The following is a 25,484-nucleotide window of genomic DNA, read 5'->3' on the forward strand; positions in this document are numbered from 1 at the left end:
GAAATTCCAAAAAAGATTTTCTCCAAATACTTTAATATTATATCATATATAAAAACTGCGGTGATATCCTAATACATATCTTAGACACCACCACAATTAATTTAAGTTGTATGACTGATACAGATCTCTCCTACTCTGATTTGAACGTGATGTCGTCGGTGCGTGGATGCACAAATTCGAATTCGAGTGTGCGGGCGAGGCCTTCGTCAAGGGTGTATGGAGCCTTGAAACCTGAGGAGTGTGCCTTTGTGGCGTCGAACTCGGTGGTGGCACAGAATTTCTTTACGCGGACCGATGACACAGTGAGCTTCCGTCCCGTAATCCTGGCAAGGAGGTCGAAGCAGTAGCCGCCCATCATTCCGAGCCAGTATGGGAAATGCGTTGCCGGGATGTGCTTGCCGAGGACCTTGCTGACATGGGATACGAGCTGGTTCATGTTGTTGTCAGGCTTGTCGATGTAGTTGAACACGTTGTAGCCCTCTGTGACATTGTCGATAAGGTATTTCACAAAAGCCACGATGTTGCCGACATAGGCCATCGACTTCTTATTCTCGCCCTTGCCGACCATCAGGAACTTACCGGATGAGATCTGCCTGAGCAGGTTGTAGACGTTGCCGCGGTTGCGCTCGCCGAAGATCACTGTAGGGCGCACGATGTCGATGTTCCACTCCGGATGTGACTCGTGCCATCTCTGCAACACCTGCTCTGCCTGCCATTTGGATTTGCCGTAATGATTGAACGGATCAGCAGGATAGTTCTCTGCTGGATTGGGCTTGTCAAGACCATACACAGCCACGGACGAGAAAAATATAATGCGTTTGCAGCCGTTCTTCTCCATGGCTTTCAACGTGACCTCCATGCCTCCTACGTTGGTGTCGTAGTACAGGGAGACAGGCGAGATGTCATCGCGGTGCTGAGCGGCGAGAAGTATCACGACATCGGCGCCCTGGAGCCCGCGGTCCATCTGCTCCTGAGAGCGCACGTCGCCTATTGTGGTGATCTCATTGAAGAAGTGGCTCGGAAGGAGGTCGATGTTCCTGCAGTCATATTGCTGCGGGTATTCACTCAGAAGCCCCAGAAGCCTCGTGCCAACAAATCCGCTGGCCCCTATCATTGCGATTTTCATAGAATCAATCATCGATTTACAATTTTTTCATATATATTCAAATATCCATTTACCATCTTATCAACTGTAAACTGATTCTCATACGTTGACACACAATGCCGGAACATTGCTTCTTTCTTCTGTGTCGGCAAAGTTATAATCTCCTTGATTTTTTCTGCCATTATACCAGCTTCATTCTTCAACGCATACCCATTGTCACAATCGAGTAGCTCTGATATACCACCCACATCAGAAGCAACAACAGGTGTTCCATTCGATAAAGCCTCAATAATCACCATAGGCAAGCCTTCGTAATTGCTTGGAAGCATAAATACGTCGGCATATTTAGCATATGATCCAGCCCCTTGAATATTACCTATAAAATAAACATTTTTAGGATAATCAAAATTTGGCAAAGACTGATTCCCTATCCAAATAAATGCATATTCAGGAAGCAATCTTGCAACATCAATAAATAGTTTAGTATTTTTTTGAGGAGACAACCTTGCTATACATAACACTTTGCCTTTATATCCTTTAAAATCTTTAAATGGGTCAGCATCTAATTCTTTTGGTTTAAAAATACCATTATATACAACTGACACATTTTGATTAATTCCTTCGTCAAGAAGATTACGCTCGTCATACCTACTAACTCCAACAATATATGCACATTGATACTGCAAAATTTTCTCTAATGGAAGGAACTTTCTATATGCAATTCTGATAGAATCAAAACCATGTACAGTATAAACAATCTTACTTTTGGGGAAAGCGATACGCCCAAGAATTCCAGCTTTAGAAGAGTGCAAATGAATTATATCCGGATGATATTTACGATATATTTTTTTCAATTGCAACATTGCTTTTAATTCATTTATCGGAGACAGTCTCCGCATAAGAGATGGAACTCGCTCAGTAGTTACTTTTAAACTAAGCCCATCAAACATTTTCCCATCCCCTTCCCCAGCAGCAACAATCACCTCATGATTTTCACAAAGCTTGTTGGCTAGATTGATGACTACGGACTGCGCTCCGCCTAATTCGCTAAGGGTTATTACCTGTAAAATCCGCATATATTTTTAATTTAATTAAACCAATTATGAAAATATGGTATTAAAAGGCATGAACTCATGTTCATATGACATTAAATATGTATAGAAACGTATTATGTAATAGCACCAAAGCACAAAGAACAATAACAATCGATTTGCCATTCGTTTTTGATGGACCAAAATTGTTGAGATCAAAAAAATTTGAACAATATCCATATATACTGCAACGCGAGCTAAGGATATGCTTAATGGTAATAATGAGCAATATAGTATGGTCCCAAACACATATACATTTAAAAGTCCGTTTAATAGCCGGTCATTTTTTCTTACTGACTCCTTGAATTCAAATAGAAATAAAATTAGTAGCACACACCGATTAGCAAAGCCTTTTAGGAGTATAAATGATGTTGAGTAGCTCATTGAATTGTCATTTGTACCAAGCTCAAGATATGTATTGATTTTCGCTTCTATCACTCCGGAAAACAATACCCCTAATGTCCCTAATATAAATTTGGACATTGCTAATCCGACTACGACACTCACCAATAAGCCAATGGTTATTGTTTTCTGAGTGTAAACTCTATTGAATAAGGGATAAACTATAATAAAAGCCCATGCCGTTCGATGGAACAATGAGGCTATGAATACTGAGAATATAAAACCTTTAAAATCATGCCTATAAGCACACATCAATGATATAAGGAGAATAGCTCCCGCCACATTCTGTCTAACAAACAACATGCTTGCAAATGTGACGCAAAAAGAAACCCACAAGGCAACCATTGGGTAACGACAAAGCCTCGGATATGCATAACAGATACAACCATATATGATCAAGGCAAATATAAACAGGACTCCAGTATAGTCATCAAATATTGATTTCCCTAAATTCTCTACAAATAAAAATCCGTATTCCATTCCAGAGTCAAAATCTTCCCATGGAACACGAATCCAAAAATACATTTTTAGGTAATGTTCCCAATCAGTACCGGTCTCCCATCGTATAAATGAAAGGATGAATAAAATGAAAACACTTGTACCAAATAGAAGCTTTGTAATCCCACACTTCCTTGATAAAAGTTCAATTATAGAAAATAATGCAAATAGAATATTTAGGGCAAAATAAAACAGCATTTATTATTGGGAATACATCCGTTTATAAAAATTCTATAAGTTTACTTGCAGAAGCCGACCATGTAAGTTCTGTTTTAAAGTATTCATACGCTCGTCTATTCCTTTCACGAATAGTATTGGGGTGCTTATAACAATTGGTTATGGCATTTGCCAGTTCTATAATATTACCTGGATCGACAATCAATCCGCCTCCAGCTTCAACTTGCTCTTTTAAGCCACCCACATTACTTGCTATAACAGATCTCCCGGCACTGAATGACGCTGCAGCAACACCTGATTGAGATGCTTCCACATATGGCAAAATGGTCATATCTGACTCCGCAAAAAGCCTTACAATCTTATCTTCCGATATCCAATCATTGATAAATGTAACATTGGCGTTTTGTCTTATCAGATCTTTTTCACTACTTGTTATATCTCCATTCCCTGCAATCACAAGCCTAAGAGACGGCAATGTCTCTTTCACATGTTCCATAGCTTTGAGCAGGATTCCCAAACCTTTGTATGGGGTGATCCTTCCAAAAAACAATATTGTATTTTTAATCGTTGAGAAGTTCGGCAAATCTCCGTTTTTATTAAAACAGAATCCGGCATGTGGTATAAAACACACTCGTTCCTGAGAGACATTATACATTTGAGCCACCTTATTTCTAAAGCTCTTTGTCAGAACAATGAATTTTGTACTTTTCTTCTTTATTTGCTCAAATATATTGTATTGTATCGGATTCTGCTCGCCAGGATGTGGATACAAATCATGAACTGTTGTCACAATATCTATTCCCTTGAAATGCTTGATAATCTTTCGCGCATTCAAACTCAACATTGGAATATATATCACATCAAGTCCCCATGACTTCAGATCATATACGCATCGCATATATTCTCTATTTGGTAAAAAGCTTTTCAGAAATCCAAATTTGGATGAATATGTCGGTAAAAATACAATTCTCATCCCATTATTCTGAAAAAGATTTTCCCAACGATCTCGATTCTCTATATCTTTTGCTATTACAGCAAATATCTCTAATCCTTTTTCAATCAAGGCTTGTGCCATTTCATAAGAATATGTGGCTCCACCTCCTTTTCGACCAAGATAAACAAGCCCGATTTTTCTATTTTTTGAGATTCCCATATTTTATATTATCAAGCCATTGATGATAAGAAATAAGACATCTTGTCACTGAGGGCATTGGTTTCATACTTTCTAAGGAATATGTTGCGAGCGTACCTGGCGCATTGGATTAACACTTCTGATGTTCGCATCCTATTTATCGCATCAATAAACTCCTTAGCAGTATTGCATTGAGCACCTATCTGATTATAATCCACATCATATCCTTCAAAAGCTTCTTTCGAACCAATTATAGGACATCCATACATCATTGCCTCAGCAGTCTTTGTCTTCATACCTCCTCCATGAAAAATCGGACTGATCACAATGTGGCATTGCTCATATACTTCTTCAAGATCCTCTACATAACCGGAAACCTTTACACGAGCATTCCGAGCATCGTCATAAGACTGCGTGAAATGTTTATCCATGTTTTTACCAATAATTAGCAGCTCTACATTAGAGAGTTTTGAGAACACATTTTGAAGAAGCCACTCTAATCCATCTATGTTTGCAAAGAATGCCGACCCAACAAAAATCAATTTCAACATGATATTAGGATTATTGAATCTGTCAGGACTAATTGACTTCAGATAAACATCCGACATCCCCAATGGTAATATTAGATCGGCAGTCCTATTATAATATCTTTTTAAAAGCATGTTGTCACGCTGATTCATCGTTATAAGAGAATTACTGTTTTCTACAGCGTGTCGCTCATTTGATCTGACAACCAAATTTATGAACCTGTTTTTTAAAGACGGTGCGATCTTGAGCTCCTCTTCCCCATATTGAATCTCTACATTATGAAAAAATGTCACAATTTTGATTTGATGGAATCTATTAGCTATTTTCTTAGCAAGCTTCCCTGATTTTGAGCTCCATAAAAACACAACGTCTACCGGCTCTTCGTCTAGTATTGAAAAGATTTCTTTAACCCGCTTATACCGTATACCTCCACAATAGCCCTCAAGTAGTCCTATAAATGTTTGTACTTTTGTTGTCAATGGTACTTCAAAAGTCTTTACTTCTGCCATTGACTGTTCAAGAAGCTCTCTATTCCTAATATTTACTCGCTCAAGCCCAGCCTGTTGTTCCTGTGGTTTAGGATATATATATAAGACCTTCATAAATATTTGACTTAATGTTTTCGCAGATTTTCAAACTTGGATTTATAACCTAAAATATGGAGCTGATCTTCAGGCCGAGAATATCCTCGTAGGAATCTCAAAAACAAAAAGTATTGTGATGTACCGATAAGCCTATGAAGCATCCGAAATCCAGCATTAATTATCCTAACTTTATGCCCGACCTTAGGCACATCTGTTTTTTGAATTCTAACATTACTATCCCTCCTGACATTCAATAGCCTATTATTCTTTAACAATGTGTAGAATTGTGACTTTATGTCAAAAGGAGAGATCGATGATTGGATGTTTTCAGAATAAGCACGGTACAAACGTCTGTGATATTGTTCTATAGGGATATTATTGTCAAATCTATTATAGGAATATTCGCTTTTAATAGTGACATCAAATAACTCTTGATTCGACCGAATGGCATCGGCATAGACATTAAGAATCAGATTTATATCTTTATATTCACGAATGTCAGCTATGTTCTTCTGAAATATTATACCATCCTTCAATTTCGAATAATCATAACCTGAAAAATGCGTAAAAATTAATGGGAAAACCTCATTAGAACCATTATTTTCTCTGAGTGTCACAAAAGCAGCATCACCGTTCATCATAATTCTGCGCTCAAAAAAGTTCCATGGCGCGAGGTTACATCCTAAATTATTTGAGATTAAAAGTTCTGTCGAATCAAAAGAGGAAGGTATAAAATTCATCCATTTTTGATCAGTATATTCTCCTTTTTCAAAATCGACAAAGCATTGATCTCTCAGGCGTTCGCTCCACCATCTCAACATCTTGCGCACCTTTGGATTATCTTGCACCCCCATAAACCCTAAATTGAATATTCCACATGACAACCATATGTTTTCAGGTGAATCAGTCTCCCCCAAACGAGGAATTGTAGTAATATGTGGTGTCAGTATGATTTGATACCTGTCAAGACTCTCAAATATCGGTGCTATCGAACTGAAAAAATATATATCCGGATCAAGATAAATAACCTTCTCATATCCTTGGGAAAGAATATATAGTATAGAATCAGGCTTTATTGCCGTGCAGAATTCCGTCAAGTCATACTTGAATGCCATCTCATACCATTTCTTATTATCAATGCCTAATTCATCTTTGGCAAAAATGATATTTTCAGGCATATCTGATAGTTCTGATGATGGCTCATCAGCCACCACAATGAAAAAGTCCAAATCTGTGTAATATCTCTTTATAGACTTTTCAAGTATCATTGCCAAGCCGATATAATTCTTGGCGACAATTGTGAATGCACAGTTTGTCATTTTTCCCGATTTTTTATGATCTTTTTTATTTTATCAGATATAGTCACCACGAGTGAAGGCCAATTAAACACTTCATCCGACAGTTTAAATGCTTTAGGTATAGTGTTTTTTAGTCTACTGTCATCATCAATAAGTTTCTGAAGCTCATTCGACAATTGGGTTGAAGAATCAAATGCAATGAATTTACCTAATTCTTCATTATCAGTAATTTCTTTTGCTCCTGTAACCGGTGTTGTCAATATATAATTACCAAAGGCGAGAGCTTCGCTATATACCTGTGCCATACATTCAAATGTGGATGTTAGGCAGAATATCTTAGCCCGGTTATACCATTCCCAAAGTTCTTTCTTATCATAAATAGGACCAGTGAACAAAACTTTTTCGGCAAGCCTTGGATTGTCCTTAAAATATTTATTGACATACGGCTCAAAATCATGTTCCACAGGTCCTATCAATACCACTTTATAATCCCGTAAATTACACTTTGCAACAGCATCCAACAACATTTGAGTGTTTTTCTGTTTACTCCCCAACCTTCCTACCGTGATAATCAGGTTCTCTTTTTTGTCATAACCTTTTCTAATCACATGCAAGTCTTGTCGCAACTCGGAGTCATGCCCATTTGGCATCCATTCCACTACATTCTTTAAGTAATCGCCACAACACCCTGCTTTTATTTCATCATAATTATTCTTTGTCTCAACAGAAAGTATGTCAATGGACTTATATAACATGCCTTTTATCCAACCTTTTAAACCATTACCCAAGACAGGGACAGAATTCATATCAGCTTTTATATATACTATCCCTGTAGGATTAATTTTTTTATAGACCCAAGAGAAAACCAAGTTCCTTCGATTCATCCAAAAAAGCTGCAAGACATCTATTTTCTTAGCATTTTTTATGAGATACCAAAACATCTCTTTCTCACTCCAAATAGTAGCTTCATATTTGCTTTTGGATTTTATTGGGATCATATTGACACCTCTATATACCCCTGAAAATTGCTTATTATGCTCTGCTTTTGGAAATACATAGTCAACATTCGCGTCAAGCATTCCTCCAAGATATTTTGACACCAAAAACATATCTTTCCCGACAATTCCTGAGTCAAGATAGTGAAAAAGCATCGTTATGTTGAGTGTTTTCATTTTGATAATGATACTATTTTTATAGGATTCCCTACTGCTAACGAATATGGGGGTATATCCTTATTGACCACAGCATTTGCTCCGATTACAGCTCCATCTGAAATTGTTATTCCAGGCAAGATTGTGACCTTATCACCAATCCATACATTATTACCTATTACAACAGGACCTTTTGAATAGAGTTTGCGTTGTGTTGGTTGGATATGCAATGTGCCAACACCTGTATCTCCATGACTGTTGTCTGTAATGGTTACCCATCGTCCGGTCAATGTTCCACGTCCTATTTTAATGGAATTTATGGCTGTTATGTGAACATATTCTCCTATTTGGACATCATTCCCAATTTCTATATTCGGAGAAAATGTGTCTCCAGCATAATTATCCCATGCAGTCAATACTGAGTGGTGATCTATCTTGACATTTTTACCTATACTTATATATCTTTCTCCGACCAAGGTACATGGACGACATATTTGTGAAGAGGCACCAAAATTAACGAACGATTTGCTAATCCATGCATTATAAAATTGATCAACTACTCGCTTCTGTACAACAGCTAATCTATATGGATATATGTAATGACATATCCTGGCAAGCCATTTTACTATAGTGTATAATACATCATGAATCATTGCCCTTACTCCCATATTTATTCATAAACTCATCAACACGTGAAAATTCTGTGTAATGCTGTTCAATCCAGTTCCAGTCATTGTCCCACCATCTGATTCTCATTAAATGATCACGTCTGTCCTTTGGGAAACGATATCTAATTACTCTTGCAGGGACACCCACAACTACAGAATATGGCTCAACATTTTTTGTCACTACTGCTCCTCCTCCAATAATTGCTCCATCCCCTATTTTTACATTATCCATTATTAGCACATTGGATCCTATCCACACATCATTACCAATCTCAACAGTATATTTATTATACCGGTCTACATATTGTAGTGACTTGAACAGTTCCGGCTTTCCTTTATGAAATGAGTAGCCGCAGACTTTTGAAACATCTGAATAAAACGCAGGATGTGTTGATATATTTTCAGACACGGGATGCCGACCCAAACCGATCCTCACATTATCTCCAATACTGCAATAACGACCAATTTTAGCCCAACAAATATGCGAATCAAACGAGATATAGGACCCTCTTCCTAATACCACAGACATTAAGAAAACATTATCTGCAATCATATTAAATCCCTCAAATGTACAACCGGATATAAAGGCACGCCCATTAAATTTCACTTTATACCGATATCGAAGATATATCTTTTTTAGATAATTCTTGAACGGAAATCTCATCAAATATTCATTTTAATAAATCGGTTGACAGGTAGCAACCTGAGAGTCGAGTTTTTCATAAGAATCTGTAACAATATATATACACAAAACCCGATTGCCACATAGGATATGATCAGCAACCAGCCACTAAATAACTTTGACAGCCCCAATATTAAAGGATAGAATACGCCACATGATATTATGGTTTTACATATGTCCTTTTTCGGAATAATCAACCTGACTGGCGTACGATATTTTACATATAAAAAAGAAATAATAAAAATTATAATCTCGGCTGTCAATGAAGAAATAGATGCCCCTATTGCACCAAGATGACGGATCATAAAAATATTTAATATAACGTTGCAAACGGAACCTGTAAGAATTCCTTTTAAAAAAAGCTTATCACAACCTAAGCCAATTAATATTTGCCCCCCTGTAATGTTATTGAATCCAATCACACATATCACTCCACTCATTATGATTAAAGGGATTATAGAACCCTCAAAATTAGGACCAAAAAACAATGGCACAAACTGTGATGCCACACAAATTACCCCAATCATCATTGGAATCGACAGGAAAGATACTATAGAAAATGATTTTTGTAGCAAAATATCAATCTCTTTATAATTGCTGTTACTGGCATAATATGAGATACGAGGTATTGCAACTGCCGAAAGGCTTGTGACTATTGCTAAAAGAGACTTTGATAGATTATTTGCATTATTGTAATATCCCACTTCACTATAATCTGTCATAAATCCTAACATTATCGTGTCAAGCATGGAATAAACCGATACAGCTAATGACGACGCAAAAAGTATACATAGAGAATTGATGTGCCTTTTCAGTTTTTGTATCCTGAACTTTGGCTTTATGCCTTCACGACACAGCATTATATAATTCCAAATATCTCCACCTATGGTCCCTGACACTCCTATTATCACATATATGAGTAGATCTTGCTTTGTCCTAACAAACACAAACATACATATAATAGAGATAAATCGTATAACGAGCACACGAATTGTTATATATTTGAACCGTTCCAATCCAGAAAAATACCAATCAACCCTTAATGGTGCCACATATAGAATAAATCCTGAAACTAAAAATATTATATTGTTTTGCGTAAGTTGTGGAATACAGAAAATTGTAAACACATACACAATGCTGATCATAACAGTTGTTACGATCGAGATTGAATACATATCAGACACAAATTCAGAAAGATCCTCCTTTGACTCTCGGATTTTTGACACCTCTCTTACTCCATATACTGGTATCCCAAGAAGAGCAAATAATGCAAAATATCCAGAATATGTATTTGCAAAATTATACAATCCAACACCTGTCGGTTCAAGTATTCTGGATATATATGGTGCTGTGATCAATGGGAATACAACCCTTGACACATTTAACAATATATTATACAGAAAATTACGTCTGATTGATACCATCTATATTAATGATTTTTACAATCTTCACCTCTAAAAATAGGTTATGAACCAATTTCGTTTATTAAATAATCAATAGATCATACAGCGGCTTCAACATTCAGTCTGTCGATGCGGAGGCGGGCGCAGCCGAGAACGGAGAGCTCTATCAGCAGCTCGCTGTCTCCGCCGGTGAGGTCGACGATCTCTCCCTCAAGGCCTCGGAGACCACCGCGGACGACTCGTACGCGGTCGCCGCGCCGAAATGCGCGCTCCTCTATGCTGACAGGGGTGTCGGAGTTCCCCAGGATGAAGCGTAGGGTCTGCATCTGGGGCTCTGGGATGACGGCAAGGCGGCCTGTGCCTGTGGCGGCGCGGTCGGTCATGAATCGCTTGATGAAAGGGTATGAGACTATCAGACGACGCTCCGGCTCGCTGCACCTTACGAAGACTACCGAGCGGATGACCACCTGTTCTGATCGTGCGCGCCTGCCGTTCTTCCAAACCTTCACCTGCTCCTGGGTGGCTACGTAAGATGTGTGACCTAAAGACGTGAGCTTATCGCGGACGCTTTTCTCGCTGTTATTATTTACTACAGCTACATACCACTTGGGAGAGGATACGCCTACGGCGTCGCCAACGCCTGGAAGCACTGCCGCAACGCTCGTGTCTTTCGATTCCGATGCCATCTGACAAAATAGCACTAAGTGATGTCAGTATCTCTTGCTTAGAGATGCGGATATCAGATAATAAATTGATAGATAATTCATTGCTGCAAATACACACTGAAATCTTAAAACAATAGCCACCATTGTTATATCCGTGGTTTAACAATCCGACCAATTTTATTCACTAAATTTGCCTCATATAAGGATTTTTGTTAATTTTGCATTTGATTTAAAAAAGTGATGCACTCTAAGCAAGAGATACTGGCATCACTTAGTGCTATTTTGTCAGATGGCATCGGAATCGAAAGACACGAGCGTTGCGGCAGTGCTTCCAGGCGTTGGCGACGCCGTAGGCGTGTCCTCTCCCAAGTGGTATGTAGCTGTAGTAAATAATAACAGCGAGAAAAGCGTTCGCGATAAGCTCACGTCTCTAGGTCACACATCTTACGTAGCCACCCAGGAGCAGGTGAAGGTTTGGAAGAACGGCAGGCGCGCACGATCAGAGCAGGTGGTCATCCGCTCGGTCGTCTTCGTAAGGTGCAGCGAGCCGGAGCGCCGTCTGATAGTCTCATACCCTTTCATCAAGCGATTCATGACCGACCGCGCCGCCACAGGCACAGGCCGCCTTGCCGTCATCCCAGAGCCCCAGATGCAGACCCTACGCTTCATCCTGGGGAACTCCGATACCCCTGTCAGCATAGAGGAGCGCGCATTTCGGCGCGGCGACCGCGTACGAGTCGTCCGCGGTGGTCTCCGAGGCCTTGAGGGAGAGATCGTCGACCTCACCGGCGGAGACAGCGAGCTGCTGATAGAGCTCTCCGTGCTCGGCTGCGCCCGCCTCCGCATAGACAGACTGAATGTCGAGCCCTCATCAATGCTTTGACAGATGACAAAAACTCACATTGACATCATATTCAATCGGCATCCGGGACAGGTAGTCCCGGCGGCTTTCATATTGACCAATCGCAGATTCTGCATATTATAAAAACAGCCTGCAAACCCTCTCTCATAGTCATCAAATACCATATTTATGATTGTCTCCAACCCAAAACAAAAGATCACTGCTGTCATCCCTATCCGACGGGGATCTCAGCGCGTAAAGGACAAGAACCTGCGCCCATTCGGCGACACATGCCTCATGGAGCTAAAGATCCGCACCCTGATGCAAGTGCCAGAGATTGATGAGATCATCGTCAATACGAACAGTGAGGACGCCATCCGAATTGTTAACGAATGTTATGCAGTGGGGGGGGTAAAAACATACCGCAGGGAGGAGTATTACGCCTCGTCCGAATGTTCAGGCAGTGAATTCTTCCGCAATCTCGGTGAGGTCACTGACACGGATGTGTTCATGTATTGCCCCTGCACCTCTCCATTCGTAAAACCAGAAACCATATCCCAGTGCATACGAGCCTATGCGGAACGTGGCGAAAACGACTGCGTATCGACAGTAAGCCAGATCAAGGAGTTCCTATGGCTTGACGGCAAGCCGTTGAACTATGATCCGTCCAACGCTCCCAATTCACAGGACCTGCCGGACATGGTGGCCCTCAATTTCGGTGTCACTGTCATCGGAAGGCAGGATCTGATCAACAACCGCAATATAATAGGCAAGAACCCCAGATTTGTAGTGACCTCTGACATTGAGGCGATCGACATTGACACTCCATTGGATTTCTATATTGCCGAGCAGATATACCGAAAAACGGTGATAGAAAAGCTGGAGTTGCTGGAATAGACCGTTGCCTGCCGCTGCCGCGCCGATGCACTGTAATTGACCAGGACATAACATTAATGACTCATATGAAAACAATTACAGCGATCATCCCGGTAAGGGCAGGCAGCACACGCCTGAAAAACAAAAACGTGGCACCCTTTGCAGGCACAAATCTACTGGTGAATAAAATCAACCAGCTGAAACAGGTGAAAGATATCACCAAGATAGTGGTATCGTCCGATTCCGACCTGATGCTGGAGATGGCAAAAGCAGCCGGAGCTGACACCCATAAGCGTGCGCCGGAGTACTGTGATGAAAAGACAAAGACCTTTGGGGAAGTGGTCCGTCATATTGCAGAGAGTGTCGACGGTGACACCATACTGTGGGCAACATGCACATCGCCATTGGTGTTCCCAAAGGACTACAGAGAGGCTATCGAAGCATATTATCCGGCATTGGAACAGGGATTTGACTCACTGATGAGTGTGGAGAGCTTCAAGCGTTACATCTGGAATGAGGATGGCCCGCTCAACTACGAGCTCGGCTTGAAGCACGTCCCAAGCCAGCAGTTGCCTACACTGTACTTCGTCACTGACGGCATCCTCATGGCTCCGCGTGAAAAGATGATCGAATGGGCATATTTCCATGGCAGGAATCCATACAAATTCGTGGTGGACAAGAGAACCGGATGTGACATCGACGACGGACTCGACCTGGCATGCGCCCGAGCCTGGCTCGACATGGACGAATCCGTCAGTCAGATAGACCCCTACATCATAGGTAAAAAATAAGGATCTGTAAATGTCTATAAACCGGATACTCGGTTCATCACTGGTGAGGAATTCCTTTGTTTATGTCGTATGTGACGGCATAAACAAGGCTATTCCATTCCTGCTTCTGCCATTTATCACCTACTATCTCACACCAGGCGACTATGGTGTGGTGACTAACTTCAATGTGTATGTCCAGATCCTCTCGGTATTCTGTTTTCTGTGCACAGCCGGGGCGTTGCCTGTCATGTTCAATAAGTTAGACAAGAGCGAGATCCGATCGTATGTCTCCAACATGATGCTACTGAACACGGTTGTGACATTCGTATGCCTGATAATAAACATGTTTATATTCCGGTGGATCGACAGAGGCCTGAACATAAGCCCCACATTTCAAATGTATGCCATTGTGGTGGTATGGTTCACAGGCATCACCAACATAAACATGCTTTTGTGGCGATGCGAGGAACGGCCTGTGGCATTCGGGGTCTACCAGATATCCCAGTCGGCAGTGAACGCAGCCACCACCGTAGTGTTCGTGATAATACTGCTTCTCGGCTGGCAAGGAAGGGTGTACAGCATGATGTGTTCCGTCATTGTGTTCGGCATCATCAGCCTCTACATCCTGTACAGACGCGGCTACCTTGAAGCGAGGATACGCAAAGAGTTCCTGGTGCAGACACTGTCCTTTGCAGTGCCCATAATTCCGCATGCGCTTTCGTTCTGGTTCAGGGGCGGGGTCGAAAAGATCCTTCTCACAAACATGTGCGACCTCTCAGAAAACGGCCTTTATTCAGTGGCCCTTACATGGGGATCGGTGGTCATGATGTTCCTGACAGCATTCAACAACGCATATGCCCCATATCTCTATAAAAAGTTGGCGGCATTCGATAAAGCCCCCAATGAGACCGTCCATCAACAGCACTCGTTGATAAGGCTCATCAGGCTATGCCTGTTAGGGACTGTGGTGTTCGTGGTCCTGTCATACCTCGTTTCGATAGTGATGATAAGGTCCATCTATCCTGCCGACTATCTCGGGTCTCTGTCATTCCTCCCATGGGTAATGCTGGCACAGATGTTTCAGGGTGGATATCTTATGTTCGTGTGCTTCTCGCACTACACGTTCAGGACCAAGCCTCTCGGCATCATAACTTTCACGTGGAGCCTCATTGCCTGCGTGCTTGCATGGGCAGGCATCAGGCTGTTTGGTCCGGTGGGGGTCTCTATGGCTTCGGCATTCGTGAGTTTCGCCATATTCGTATCCGTTACGCTCCTTGCCGTCAGGGTATATCCCATGCCGTGGCGTCACCTGTTTTCATTCAAGCTATGACTAATAAAGAACGATACCGTCTCCTCCACAGCAAACTGACTGCGACGCATCGGGGCATAGTGCTCAACAAGGTGCTTTGCGCTAATTTGATGTGGAAAGCCGGAGGCAACACAGACCCATTCGGGACTGTCAGGTCCATCGCAAAACTCCTGTTCACATTCGATGTGACAGAACTGAAAACTACGGAGCTCAAACCAGTCCTGACAGTGTTTGGGTTCTATCCGTTACGCAATGACCACAGAGAGCTCATGAGCACTGTGGCATCAAGGCTCGGCGAAGGCAACACATACATTGACACGAGCCGGTGGAGCGACCGGAAAATAAAGTTCTCACCCAGGAACATACTCAAGGGTCTGCGCACAGGTCTGTGCGGTATGAAAGGATGCGGGCTCTCACTGAAGGACAGACTCATACTGTCGTCTCAGGTCACATTCTACTGCAACACAATCGATGAGCTCCTTAAGGTCGACCTCTCGAACATAAGGAAGTTCCTATGCCTTGCCAACACCCTGAACCTTGAGAACATACTCACACAGCATTTGAGGAATCTCGGAGCGAAGACATACTCGCTGATGGAAGGCACATATTTCGTACAGGGCGGGGACATCCCGATCAATGACATCCCATTTGAGAACCTGACCTCCCACATCCAGCTGTGCTGGGGGCAGTACTCCAAGGACGAGTTCATAAAATACGGATATGAGGAGGGTCGCATGGAAGTGGCAGGCTATCCCAAGAATGTCGAATGCAGGCCAATGAAGGCTGACAATCCCATGCGCAGAGGGGTCGTCCTGCTGTCACAGTACATCATGGACAAGCAGAACCGCGATTTGATCCGAATGCTCGGCAGGTTCTCCGACCGGCAGGAATTCCACCTTAAGCTTCATCCATCCCTTGACTACGACGAATATTCCAGACTGGCATCCGAGAACGGCATGCGGATAATCCCGAAGTCAACAACCGTAAATGAATGCATCGACAACACCGCGTTCGACTTTGCTATAGCCATAAACTCCACCACATATTACGAAGCACTGATGCGCGGCGTCCCATGCCTCCGATACTATGACGGCAACTACACACCCCTGGCCGGATACGACGACGAGTTCTCCACCCCAGAGCAATACTCCGGGCTAATACTCCGGATAAAGGACCTGCCGTTGGCTGACTACCAGACCGGAATCGACAAGGCACTGAGGTACGCTGTCGGACTGGGAATAGATGAGTACCATAGGATTATGCTTGAATAAGATAAAATGAGTAACATTATTTGCTCTATATTTTCATCCATATATAATGGATCTTTCATTCCTCATCTACGAGGCATATATTTTTCTTTATTCAATAAAGAATCTTCTGGGAAAACGATAATATATCGACCGATAAGATTTACAAAGAAATTTATCACCCTTAAGGAAAATGTATCCATATTCTCGAATTGCAGAGTTGAAGGAATATCCCATTATGGATCTCAGAACTATATTCCATCTATAATTTTACACTCTGGTGTCTCTGTTCAACAGAATTGCCATATTACTTGTGCACAAAGAATTGAAATCGGATCAAATACAGCATTGGCAAATAATGTTACAGTTACGGATATTGATCATCCATACACTGATATCAGCATTCCGATAGAGAGTCAAGATCTTATCGTAAAGCCAGTAAGAATAGGCAAAGATTGTAAAATATACAATAACGCTGTTATCCTTCAGGGGACTATTATTGGAGACCATTGTGTTGTGGGAGCAAACTCTGTTGTGAAAGGCATCTTTCCTGATTTCTCAATAATAGTCGGGGTGCCTGCCAGAATTGTAAAAAGATACGACTTTACAAAAAAACAATGGAGAAAAACATCTCCCAATGGAATATTTATATAATCTAAGTTGCAATGTATAATTTAAATCAAATCCATCTTGGGATATATAAACGAATTATGTCCTTTAAATGGAAGTTCAGGCTGTCACATTTTGGTAATAATTCTCTGATACATAAACCATTGCAAATCATTGGCGGGGGGGGTATTTCAATCGGTTCGAATGTCATTATACAGTACAGGAGCTGGCTTGCGGCCGAACCCCTGACAGGTGCTCACGATTGCCGTCTTGAGATTCATGACAGCTGCATCATCGGTCACTTCAATGAGATCTATGCAACAAGATCCATAATAATAGAGAAAGACGTGCTGACCGCCGACCGGGTGTACATATCGGACAATCTTCACGGCTATGAGGACATAGGCACTCCCATACACCGGCAGCCTATCGTGCAGAATGGCGACGGGGTGCGCATCGGAGAGGGATCATGGTTGGGGGTGGGAGTCTCAGTTCTCGGGGCAAACATCGGCAGGCATTGTGTCATCGGGGCGAATGCGGTTGTCACAAAGGACATCCCGGATTATTGCGTTGCAGCCGGCATACCGGCAAGAATAATAAAGAGATATGATTTCGATAGCAGGGAGTGGCGAAAGACCACTCCTGACGGACATTTCAAATAGGAAACAACCAGATATGAAGAATATACTTATAACCGGAGGAGCTGGGTTCATAGGCTCCAATGTGGCACTCAAGCTCATTGAAAAGGGCTACTATGTAAGAGTTCTTGACAACCTCTCAAAGCAGATTCATGGGGACAATCCCGAGGAGACCTCCCCTCTTTACAGGTCGATAATCGGGAAGGTCGACTTCATCAGAGGCTCTGTCACATCACGTGAAGACTGGCTCAGGGCTCTCGATGGGATTGATACGGTGCTGCATCTGGCAGCAGAGACCGGCACCGGACAGTCGATGTATGATATTGAGAACTACGTTAACACCAATATCGGCGGCACAGCTATCATGCTCGACATCCTGACCAACGTCAGGACCCTGGACGTCAAACGGGTAGTTGCCGCGGAGAGCAGGGCCATATACGGAGAGGGACGTTACTGGTCGCCCGACCTAAATTCATACGTATACCCCGACGAGCGCACAGACGAGGATATGTCAAACGGCGATTTCGAGGTCAAGTTCAAGGGCTGTGACACACCGCTGGAGCTTGTGGCCACCACTGAGGATTCGGCTATCCATCCCACAAGTGTGTATGGGATCACAAAACAGGTCCAGGGACAGCTTATACATCTCTGCTGCAAGGCGATAGGAATTGATGCGGTCACATTCCGGTATCAGAATGTCTACGGTCCTGGCCAGTCTTTGTCCAACCCCTACACCGGCATCCTCTCCATATTCTCCACTCGCATAAAGAATGGCAATGAGATCAATATATTCGAGGACGGACTTGAGACCAGGGACTTTGTGTACATCGATGATGTCGTCGACGCCACGATCCGAGGCATCGAAGTCCCCAGGGCAGCAGGCCATGTGTTCAATGTCGGGACTGGTGTAGCCACCGATGTGCTGACTGTTGCCAGGACGCTCATGGAGAGCTATGGGACAGAGGTCCCGCTCCGTGTGTCAGGCAATTACCGACTCGGCGACATCCGTCACAACTATGCTGACATCACCCTGGCCCGGGAGATACTTGGATTCCAGCCCAAGGTCGACTTCCCAACAGGCATCTCTCGATTCGCCTCATGGGTAGACTCACAGAGTGTACAGGAGGACAGATACGATGAATCGATCAAAGAAATGAAAGATAAAGGACTGTATAAATGACATCTATAAGTGGAAAGAGAATACTGCTTGTAGTTCCAAAATTCGCACCATTAGATTCACAAATAATGAATGAATTAGAGATACAAGGAGCATATGTTGAGATCATTTATGATCAATGTCAAAAATTCAATCCTAATTTTATCAAATCATCTTTTAGAATCATACGAAAGTGCTATTATAAATTAAATAATTTAAATATAAAATATCACTCACAGTTTGATCAATGGGATAAAGAATGGGATTATTTATTATGCATTAATGGTTGGTCTATAGATCCAATCCTATTAAAAAAAATAAAGACATTAAATCCAAACATCAAATGTATATTATACTTATGGGATTCTTTGAAAACTTTTAGATTTAATTGTTTATTTCCATTCTTTGATAAAGTTTACACTTTTGATTATCAGGATTCCATCAAATATAATATTGATTATCTACCGTTGTTTTGGGTTGAAAACAAAAATGGCAACCATTCTGAGATAAAGTACGATCTTAGCTTTATTGGGAAGCTCCATAGTGATAGATATGAGGTCATTAAGAAAATTGAAAAATATTGTAGAAATAATGGGATTAATTATTATTTCAAAATTATCATCACAAACCGAGGTTCAAACATAATTGAGTATATAAAACATCTATTATTTAAATTAAAAAATCGAGGACAAATTGATTATCGATATGATCTTTTGTATGGAAAAATTATTGATCCAATAATTTCATTCAATTATGTAGATCCAATAGTAGCACAAAACATTATTAATGCATCTCGATGTATTATAGATATTGAAATTCCAGAACAAAGTGGTTTGACTAATCGAACAATTCAAGGATTGGGCTATCAGAAAAAAATTATCACAACAAATTTTAAAATTAAAAATGATGTCTTATTTCAGAATAATCCAAATATAATTGTCATTGATCGATATAATCCAATTATCAATACTGAAGCAATATCACAAAACTATAGCAGTGATAAACCAAATAATACAATATTGGAAAAATTAAGAATTGATAATTGGATAAAGATTATATTAAATATGAAGAAAATTAATGATATGATTGTATTCAAATAGATAAAACCAATTAATCTATTCTATGTTCAAAATCATTCCTCAGTTGTAAAGGAATATATGGCTTTGAAATATATTTTTTTATTTTTCTGTTTTTTTCCATATATACAGATTGTACCGTTGTCGACTGACAGTCAACCATATGGGCTTATATTTGGAGGATTAATAGTTTTTCTGAATAAATCTTGGAAGTTAAATAAAGATTTATTTATGCTTTTTTTGATTGCTATAACATCTATATTTATATTCTTTTTTTCTCCTTTTGATTTTAATTCAATTAGATCTCTTGTTAACTATATCTCCATCTTTATTATTGCCTGGGCTACATATATTGTATTATCTGACAGAGAATCTTTTTCGTTCAATCTCTTTAAAAAATGTGTATATGTATGGTTAGTATTTGGACTTGTTCAGCAATTTGTATATAGGCCATTTGGCTCTTTTCTTATTTCTCGTCTATGGGTTGGATATGGGGATAGAGGTATGAGCGCATTGGCACCAGAACCAACATTTTATGCAATTATTTGTGTCCTGTTTTCAATTATTTGTTTCCTTAATTTCAGTAATGAAAAAGAATATAAAAGAATTCAAATCCTACTTCTAATACAAATAGTTCTGCTATCGCGTTCTGCTACAATAATAATGTTTGGAGGATTTGCAATCATGGTCTATTGCATATTTATTTTGATGAGACGTAATCTAGCCTCTTTTATGTCTGTTATAATTGTTACAGCAATAATGGTTATTATAGTCCCAATATTATTACCTTATATTACACAGTATCGAGTAGGCAAATTGCTTTCATTATTTATTGAGAATCCAGCATTATTTATAACTTCTGACGATAGTGTTAATGAGCGATTTACGCACGCATTTTTCCCTATTCACGGTTTTTGTACAAATTATGGATTGCCTCATTTTTATGGCAATTTTCAGGAATATCTGAATACGATTTATAATAGTGGGGAGTTCTCTGAATACATTTCATTTTTTAGAAATAATTCAAGAATAATGAGTGGATTTGGATCCATATTTTTTGAGTTGGGTTTTATAGCAATACTGTTAGTATATATAATTATACATGATTTTATCATTATTGGAAGAAAAAGACAGTCTTCTTTTCTCTTTTGTTTGATGTTTTTAATAGTTTTATTAAATGCAATGCCGTTCAGTAATTCGCTAATAGGCTTTGTGATTGGCAATATTATCTATTGTTCAGATAAAATTTTAATAAAAAAACATCTCTCCTGTAATGTCACAACACACATATAATTTAACTGCTTCTATTATTATAGATTAGGGTCTCTACCCAATTATACAGTATATTGAAAAGACATGTTATTTTTTGACAATATTATTTTTTCTCTTCAGAAAGCAGGTGGGATCTCTGCGGTTTGGCAAAACCTGATTTCTGAGGTAATCAGACAGAATATTGACGCAAAGTTCATAGAATACCCTGATGCCTTAGACAATATATTCCGAAAACAGGTTGAGATAGCACATCAAGACATAATCAACTCTCGTCATTTTAACCGAATCCTCTCCCAATTTCAAAAAGTAGACATCAGGGAACATAGACCATTCATATTCCATTCATCATATTTCAGACTGTGCTCAAACCCTGACGCTATAACTGTTACCACCCTTCATGACTTCACCGATTTCTTTCAGGCGAAGTCTGTCCGTAACAAACTAAGGCTCTACCTCAACAAGAGAGCCATCTCCCATAGCGATGCCGTGGTATGTGTAAGCGAGAACACGAAAAATGACCTGTTGAGGATTGTCCCTGACATCGATCCGAGTAAGATCCATGTGATTTACAATGGCGTGTCCGATGACTATCGTCCAATACAACACAAACCTTATGACAGATACAGGAATTCGGTATTATTCATAGGAGGAAGAAGCGGTTACAAAAATTTTGAATTCGTTGTAAAGGCATTGTCAGGCACTGATTATCGATTGCTGATATGTGGCGCAGAAATAACAATGGCTGAGAAAAAATCTCTTGACACCCATATCCCAGGTCGATACGATTTTATAAAACACCCCGACAATACAGAACTGAACAGAATATATAATTCCGTGCATTGCCTCGCATACCCCTCTTCCTATGAAGGATTCGGCATCCCGGTACTGGAGGCACAGAGAGCAGGATGTCCGGTAATTGCCTTGAAATCATCATCAATTCCAGAAGTAATGGGAAACACATGGGGCATGATGGACCGGCTTGACGAATCTGAATTCAAATGGATGCTGTCAAGGCTGCATGATACGTCTTTGCGCAACCAGACCATAACAGACGGATTGGAGAACTCTAAACGTTTCTCCTGGGAAAAAATGGCGAATGATTACATCTGTCTTTACAATCGATTATTGAATATAGCCCGATGAAAATCTCCATCATCACCGCCACTTTCAATAGTGGCGCGACACTTCGTGACACATTGGAAAGCGTCCTCAGTCAGACTCACAATGACGTTGAACACATTATCAAGGACGGTGGCAGCAGTGATAACACTCTGGAGATTGCCGGGAGTTTCCGCCAGAGGTATGCGGATGCCGGGAAATCACTGGTGATAGTATCCGAGAAGGACAGCGGGCTGTATGACGCGATGAACAAGGGCATAGCCATGGCGACAGGCGATGTGATAGGGATACTGAACTCCGACGACTTCTATACCTCGAACGACATACTTTCCACAGTGGAACGAGAGATCGAAGGCTTTGACGCAGTATACGGCGACATTCACTATGTGAAGGACCCCGATCTTGACAGATGCATCCGTTATTACAGTTCCAGGGCATTCCGTCCATGGAAGATGCGTATGGGATACATGCCTGCGCATCCGTCGTTCTACTGCCGACGCAGGGTCTACAGCCTGTATGGAGAATTTGACACCTCATTTAAAGTCGCCGCTGATTTCGAACAGTTGCTGCGGCTGATATTCATAAACAGGATAGCCATAAGATATGTCAGCAAAGATTTTGTCACCATGAGGGTCGGAGGAGTGTCGACATCCGGGCTTGAAAGTCATAAAAGGATCTTTGCGGACCACATGAGGGCTTACAGAAAGAACAACGTGCACTCATGCATATTCCTTGAAGGGATAAGATATGCCGACAGGATAATCGAAAAGATATTGAGACTCTTGCATGTGAGCACATGACGATATGACTGCTATTTAGCTGCGCACAGAGTGATGCACAATCGGCATCACTCTGTGCGTTTTTTGAAAGAGATATATTCTTCCCTTGCCTGCTGCAATGTCTCGGGCTTGCCTATATCTATCCACTTGTAGGGAGATGTCGGGGTATAGGCTTGGATCGAAAGCACCCCGCATCGGTCTATATAGAATGGGGTTATCGAAAACTTTTCCCCCGGACGGTATCCGCTTATATCCCTCATCGCCGACTGGCTGATGATGTGTATCCCCCCGAATGCCAACAGTCTACATCTATCCGTAACCTCCTTAGGGAAAGGGGATCTCACCTCTCCGGTCCTGACATTTTTCCACCCTCGCATATAACCCGCTTCATCAAACATAAGATACCTTGAGGTAGCGCGGCTATCTGCAAGAAGCGTCACATCAGCCCCTGATCTCTCATGTACAGCCACCATTTCTGCAATCGGGAAATCAGTAAATATATCAGCATTATACAGCATCACAGGCTCATCACCCTCAAGCAGGATTGATGCACGAGCTACGCCACCGCCTGTATCAAGCAGCATGTCGCTCTCATCGCTTATCATCACCCTCACTCCAAAATCATTCTCCTCAAGATACCTCCTGATCATATCGGCATGATGGTGCACATTCACCACCATCTCCCCCACTCCGGCATCTCGCAACCGCTCTATCACGCGCCTGAGCATAGGTTTTCCTCCTACCTCAATCAGAGCCTTCGGACAACTATCCGTGAGCGGAGCCAGGCGTGTACCCAGGCCCGCAGCAAATATCATAGCCTTCATAAAGTCACCTCTATACCCTGTTCCCTATGGCACAGCAACACCCTCACCTGAGGGAACCTCTCTTTGATATGCTCCGCCGTATGCTGAGCCGAATATACGCTCCTGTGCTGTCCGCCAGTGCATCCGTAGCTCACCATAAGCGAATTGAACCCGCGGTTCAGATAGTTGCCGACAGCAGCATCCACAAGGCTGTGACATGAATCAAGGAAACGGCCTATCTCCCCTTTGGCTTCCAGAAACTCAATCACCTCACGGTCAAGCCCTGTCAGGCTTCTGTACTCCTCATACCGTCCAGGATTATCCATGGCCCGGCAATCAAACACATATCCTCCGCCATTCCCGGAAGGATCCTCAGGAATACCTTTTTTGAAAGAGAAACTGCTCACCCTCACTGTCAGCCCTTCGAAACCGTCGTCACCCACGCCGATCCCTTTGCCTGCCTCAATCAGCCTCGGCAACATCTCATTGAGATAAGGGTAATCCCCTATCCCCTCATCCAGAAGAGACCTCAGATTGCCAAGCGCAAGCGGAATGCTCTGTAGGAAATGCGGCTTCCGCTCAAACCGTCCCCTCAGCCCATATGCCCCCAGCACCTGCAGCGTACGTATGAGAGCCATGCTCCTCACCTGCTGTTTCAGCATCTCCGCATCCACATCATCATATCTGCGAGCTTCATCGGCATACACTTCAATCAGCCTCTCGCGCAACTCATGTGAAAAACCGGCCTTTGCCTGCCACAGAAAAGAAGCCAGATCATAAGCCGAAGGCCCACGTCGTCCCCCCTGATAGTCAATAAAGTACACCTCTCCGTCTTTCACCATCACATTGCGCGACTGAAAATCGCGAAGCATAAACCGGCTCTCGTCCCTTGTGACACGGTCCACATCCTCTGCAAGCCTCACCATATCCGCCTCAAGCCTCGGCTCGCTGTAAGAGATGCCTGAAGTGTTAAGAAACGAATATTTGAAATAGTTGAGGTCCCACATCACCGACTGGCGGTCAAAAGCATCCACCGGAAAACACTTCGTATAATCCATCCCGTCCGACCCCTCATAATGAAATCGAGCAAGCGTCCTCACAGCCTTCTCAAGCAGGCCCTCATCACCCTTTAGCGCAAACAACGACACATCCCCGAGATCGCTCTCAAGATAGCACATTCCGTCATCGCTCACAGCAATCACCCTGGGCACAGGCAAGCCTTTCTCATAAAAATGTCGCGAAAGATAAATGAAAGCCTCATTCTCCTTACAGTCAGTGCCTGCCACACCTATCAGCGACACCTCTCCGTCTCCGCCGGAAAGCCTGTAATACTTCCTGCTCGATCCGGCAGGAGTAAGCAGCTTCACTTGCGCAGCATCCTTGCCGGTATATCTTCTATATAGTTCATTCAGCTGTTTCATATCCACAAAAATAACGATTTTTGGTCATACTGTAAACCAGAAACAACAAAAATCAAAAATTTTCACTCACAATATTTAGCTTCCCTGTATTTAACGTGAGTTCGATATAAGGATTCTGCAAAATCGACAATAAAACAATCAGCCATTTAGCCGCACAAAGTTACAAAAAATCGACATGGTAAGT

Annotated in this window: 25 protein-coding genes; 12 read left to right on the forward strand and 13 right to left on the reverse strand. The window is 41.8% G+C overall.

Features of this window, described 5'->3' with window-relative positions; translation table 11 throughout:
• Nucleotides 1-130 precede the first annotated feature (130 nt).
• The 11 genes from EZ315_RS12920 to EZ315_RS12970 all read right to left on the reverse strand — a co-directional run bounded on the left by EZ315_RS12920 (nt 131) and on the right by EZ315_RS12970 (nt 11,420).
• Complete coding sequence (locus EZ315_RS12920; protein WP_135472830.1) at nt 131-1,126, reverse strand: NAD-dependent epimerase/dehydratase family protein; 996 nt, start codon at nt 1,124-1,126, stop codon at nt 131-133.
• An 8-nt stretch (nt 1,127-1,134) separates the two neighbouring features.
• Nucleotides 1,135-2,181 carry a glycosyltransferase gene (locus EZ315_RS12925; protein WP_135472442.1) on the reverse strand — a complete coding sequence of 349 codons (1,047 nt, stop codon included), beginning with the start codon at nt 2,179-2,181 and terminating at the stop codon, nt 1,135-1,137.
• A gap of 24 nt (nt 2,182-2,205) precedes the next feature.
• Complete coding sequence (locus tag EZ315_RS17000; protein ID WP_135472443.1) at nt 2,206-3,294, reverse strand: EpsG family protein; 1,089 nt, start codon at nt 3,292-3,294, stop codon at nt 2,206-2,208.
• 22 nt (nt 3,295-3,316) lie between these two features.
• On the reverse strand, nt 3,317-4,426 hold the full coding sequence (locus EZ315_RS12935) for a glycosyltransferase family 4 protein (protein ID WP_135472444.1): 1,110 nt from the start codon (nt 4,424-4,426) through the stop codon (nt 3,317-3,319).
• A gap of 11 nt (nt 4,427-4,437) precedes the next feature.
• On the reverse strand, nt 4,438-5,535 hold the full coding sequence (locus EZ315_RS12940; RefSeq protein WP_135472445.1) for a glycosyltransferase: 1,098 nt from the start codon (nt 5,533-5,535) through the stop codon (nt 4,438-4,440).
• 11 nt (nt 5,536-5,546) lie between these two features.
• Nucleotides 5,547-6,836, reverse strand: coding sequence for a putative nucleotide-diphospho-sugar transferase (locus EZ315_RS12945; protein WP_135472446.1), 1,290 nt, complete (start codon nt 6,834-6,836; stop codon nt 5,547-5,549).
• Nucleotides 6,833-7,987 carry a glycosyltransferase gene (locus EZ315_RS12950; protein ID WP_135472447.1) on the reverse strand — a complete coding sequence of 385 codons (1,155 nt, stop codon included), beginning with the start codon at nt 7,985-7,987 and terminating at the stop codon, nt 6,833-6,835. The genes EZ315_RS12945 and EZ315_RS12950 overlap by 4 nt, the downstream gene beginning before the upstream one ends.
• Complete coding sequence (locus EZ315_RS16925) at nt 7,984-8,634, reverse strand: acyltransferase (protein WP_286052629.1); 651 nt, start codon at nt 8,632-8,634, stop codon at nt 7,984-7,986. The genes EZ315_RS12950 and EZ315_RS16925 overlap by 4 nt, the downstream gene beginning before the upstream one ends.
• A complete protein-coding gene (locus tag EZ315_RS16930) occupies nt 8,609-9,187 on the reverse strand; it encodes a CatB-related O-acetyltransferase (protein ID WP_170957549.1) in 579 nt (192 codons plus the stop codon). Before EZ315_RS16930 ends, EZ315_RS16925 begins: the two co-directional genes overlap by 26 nt.
• 110 nt (nt 9,188-9,297) lie before the next feature.
• The gene (locus EZ315_RS12965; RefSeq protein ID WP_135472449.1) at nt 9,298-10,740 is read right to left on the reverse strand and encodes a flippase; all 1,443 of its coding nucleotides are present in this window, start codon (nt 10,738-10,740) and stop codon (nt 9,298-9,300) included.
• A gap of 77 nt (nt 10,741-10,817) precedes the next feature.
• Entirely contained in the window at nt 10,818-11,420 is a 603-nt protein-coding gene (locus tag EZ315_RS12970) for a UpxY family transcription antiterminator (protein ID WP_135472450.1), read from the reverse strand.
• Nucleotides 11,421-11,673: 253 nt separating this feature from the next.
• On the opposite strand from EZ315_RS12970, the gene EZ315_RS12975 reads away from it, so the two are divergent.
• From EZ315_RS12975 to EZ315_RS13030, 12 genes are all read left to right on the forward strand, one after another.
• Nucleotides 11,674-12,267, forward strand: a complete 594-nt coding sequence (locus tag EZ315_RS12975; protein ID WP_135472451.1) for a UpxY family transcription antiterminator — start codon at nt 11,674-11,676, stop codon at nt 12,265-12,267.
• Between the two features lie 147 nt (nt 12,268-12,414).
• Nucleotides 12,415-13,122, forward strand: coding sequence for an acylneuraminate cytidylyltransferase family protein (locus EZ315_RS12980; protein ID WP_135472452.1), 708 nt, complete (start codon nt 12,415-12,417; stop codon nt 13,120-13,122).
• A 65-nt stretch (nt 13,123-13,187) separates the two neighbouring features.
• Nucleotides 13,188-13,892 (forward strand): acylneuraminate cytidylyltransferase family protein, encoded by a 705-nt coding sequence (locus EZ315_RS12985; protein ID WP_135472453.1) that lies wholly within the window; start codon nt 13,188-13,190, stop codon nt 13,890-13,892.
• Nucleotides 13,893-13,902: 10 nt separating this feature from the next.
• A complete protein-coding gene (locus tag EZ315_RS12990; RefSeq protein ID WP_135472454.1) occupies nt 13,903-15,201 on the forward strand; it encodes a lipopolysaccharide biosynthesis protein in 1,299 nt (432 codons plus the stop codon).
• Complete coding sequence (locus EZ315_RS12995; RefSeq protein WP_135472455.1) at nt 15,198-16,451, forward strand: hypothetical protein; 1,254 nt, start codon at nt 15,198-15,200, stop codon at nt 16,449-16,451. Before EZ315_RS12990 ends, EZ315_RS12995 begins: the two co-directional genes overlap by 4 nt.
• A gap of 6 nt (nt 16,452-16,457) precedes the next feature.
• Nucleotides 16,458-17,081, forward strand: a complete 624-nt coding sequence (locus EZ315_RS13000) for an acyltransferase (protein WP_135472456.1) — start codon at nt 16,458-16,460, stop codon at nt 17,079-17,081.
• 119 nt (nt 17,082-17,200) lie between these two features.
• The gene (locus tag EZ315_RS13005; protein ID WP_197731918.1) at nt 17,201-17,698 is read left to right on the forward strand and encodes an acyltransferase; all 498 of its coding nucleotides are present in this window, start codon (nt 17,201-17,203) and stop codon (nt 17,696-17,698) included.
• 13 nt (nt 17,699-17,711) lie between these two features.
• Nucleotides 17,712-18,854 carry an NAD-dependent epimerase/dehydratase family protein gene (locus EZ315_RS13010; protein ID WP_135472458.1) on the forward strand — a complete coding sequence of 381 codons (1,143 nt, stop codon included), beginning with the start codon at nt 17,712-17,714 and terminating at the stop codon, nt 18,852-18,854.
• Nucleotides 18,855-18,919: 65 nt separating this feature from the next.
• Complete coding sequence (locus tag EZ315_RS13015) at nt 18,920-19,930, forward strand: hypothetical protein (protein WP_135472459.1); 1,011 nt, start codon at nt 18,920-18,922, stop codon at nt 19,928-19,930.
• A 57-nt stretch (nt 19,931-19,987) separates the two neighbouring features.
• Entirely contained in the window at nt 19,988-21,199 is a 1,212-nt protein-coding gene (locus EZ315_RS13020) for a hypothetical protein (RefSeq protein ID WP_135472460.1), read from the forward strand.
• A gap of 63 nt (nt 21,200-21,262) precedes the next feature.
• Nucleotides 21,263-22,321 carry a glycosyltransferase family 4 protein gene (locus tag EZ315_RS13025; protein ID WP_135472461.1) on the forward strand — a complete coding sequence of 353 codons (1,059 nt, stop codon included), beginning with the start codon at nt 21,263-21,265 and terminating at the stop codon, nt 22,319-22,321.
• On the forward strand, nt 22,318-23,097 hold the full coding sequence (locus tag EZ315_RS13030; RefSeq protein ID WP_135472462.1) for a glycosyltransferase family 2 protein: 780 nt from the start codon (nt 22,318-22,320) through the stop codon (nt 23,095-23,097). Before EZ315_RS13025 ends, EZ315_RS13030 begins: the two co-directional genes overlap by 4 nt.
• A 47-nt stretch (nt 23,098-23,144) precedes the next feature.
• Here EZ315_RS13030 and EZ315_RS13035 read toward each other — a convergent pair whose 3' ends face one another.
• Together EZ315_RS13035 and EZ315_RS13040 are read right to left on the reverse strand one after the other, a co-directional pair.
• Nucleotides 23,145-23,900, reverse strand: coding sequence for a nucleotidyltransferase family protein (locus tag EZ315_RS13035; RefSeq protein WP_135472463.1), 756 nt, complete (start codon nt 23,898-23,900; stop codon nt 23,145-23,147).
• Nucleotides 23,897-25,306 carry a RapZ C-terminal domain-containing protein gene (locus EZ315_RS13040; RefSeq protein WP_135472464.1) on the reverse strand — a complete coding sequence of 470 codons (1,410 nt, stop codon included), beginning with the start codon at nt 25,304-25,306 and terminating at the stop codon, nt 23,897-23,899. The genes EZ315_RS13035 and EZ315_RS13040 overlap by 4 nt, the downstream gene beginning before the upstream one ends.
• Between the last annotated feature and the right edge of the window lie 178 nt (nt 25,307-25,484).

Origin of the sequence: Duncaniella freteri (assembly GCF_004766125.1) — a bacterium.
In the GTDB taxonomy this organism is placed as follows: Bacteria; Bacteroidota; Bacteroidia; order Bacteroidales; family Muribaculaceae; genus Duncaniella; species Duncaniella freteri.

Bases quoted from the DNA above. Each gene is read 5' to 3' on its own strand.
- EZ315_RS12920 (WP_135472830.1), bottom strand. From the start codon at position 1,126: ATGAAAATCGCAATGATAGGGGCCAGCGGATTTGTTGGCACGAGGCTT.
- EZ315_RS12925 (WP_135472442.1), bottom strand. From the start codon at position 2,181: ATGCGGATTTTACAGGTAATAACCCTTAGCGAATTAGGCGGAGCGCAG.
- EZ315_RS17000 (WP_135472443.1), bottom strand. From the start codon at position 3,294: ATGCTGTTTTATTTTGCCCTAAATATTCTATTTGCATTATTTTCTATA.
- EZ315_RS12935 (WP_135472444.1), bottom strand. From the start codon at position 4,426: ATGGGAATCTCAAAAAATAGAAAAATCGGGCTTGTTTATCTTGGTCGA.
- EZ315_RS12940 (WP_135472445.1), bottom strand. From the start codon at position 5,535: ATGAAGGTCTTATATATATATCCTAAACCACAGGAACAACAGGCTGGG.
- EZ315_RS12945 (WP_135472446.1), bottom strand. From the start codon at position 6,836: ATGACAAACTGTGCATTCACAATTGTCGCCAAGAATTATATCGGCTTG.
- EZ315_RS12950 (WP_135472447.1), bottom strand. From the start codon at position 7,987: ATGAAAACACTCAACATAACGATGCTTTTTCACTATCTTGACTCAGGA.
- EZ315_RS16925 (WP_286052629.1), bottom strand. From the start codon at position 8,634: ATGGGAGTAAGGGCAATGATTCATGATGTATTATACACTATAGTAAAA.
- EZ315_RS16930 (WP_170957549.1), bottom strand. From the start codon at position 9,187: ATGATTGCAGATAATGTTTTCTTAATGTCTGTGGTATTAGGAAGAGGG.
- EZ315_RS12965 (WP_135472449.1), bottom strand. From the start codon at position 10,740: ATGGTATCAATCAGACGTAATTTTCTGTATAATATATTGTTAAATGTG.
- EZ315_RS12975 (WP_135472451.1), top strand. From the start codon at position 11,674: ATGGCATCGGAATCGAAAGACACGAGCGTTGCGGCAGTGCTTCCAGGC.
- EZ315_RS12980 (WP_135472452.1), top strand. From the start codon at position 12,415: ATGATTGTCTCCAACCCAAAACAAAAGATCACTGCTGTCATCCCTATC.
- EZ315_RS12985 (WP_135472453.1), top strand. From the start codon at position 13,188: ATGAAAACAATTACAGCGATCATCCCGGTAAGGGCAGGCAGCACACGC.
- EZ315_RS12990 (WP_135472454.1), top strand. From the start codon at position 13,903: ATGTCTATAAACCGGATACTCGGTTCATCACTGGTGAGGAATTCCTTT.
- EZ315_RS12995 (WP_135472455.1), top strand. From the start codon at position 15,198: ATGACTAATAAAGAACGATACCGTCTCCTCCACAGCAAACTGACTGCG.
- EZ315_RS13000 (WP_135472456.1), top strand. From the start codon at position 16,458: ATGAGTAACATTATTTGCTCTATATTTTCATCCATATATAATGGATCT.
- EZ315_RS13010 (WP_135472458.1), top strand. From the start codon at position 17,712: ATGAAGAATATACTTATAACCGGAGGAGCTGGGTTCATAGGCTCCAAT.
- EZ315_RS13015 (WP_135472459.1), top strand. From the start codon at position 18,920: ATGAATGAATTAGAGATACAAGGAGCATATGTTGAGATCATTTATGAT.
- EZ315_RS13020 (WP_135472460.1), top strand. From the start codon at position 19,988: ATGGCTTTGAAATATATTTTTTTATTTTTCTGTTTTTTTCCATATATA.
- EZ315_RS13025 (WP_135472461.1), top strand. From the start codon at position 21,263: ATGTTATTTTTTGACAATATTATTTTTTCTCTTCAGAAAGCAGGTGGG.
- EZ315_RS13030 (WP_135472462.1), top strand. From the start codon at position 22,318: ATGAAAATCTCCATCATCACCGCCACTTTCAATAGTGGCGCGACACTT.
- EZ315_RS13035 (WP_135472463.1), bottom strand. From the start codon at position 23,900: ATGAAGGCTATGATATTTGCTGCGGGCCTGGGTACACGCCTGGCTCCG.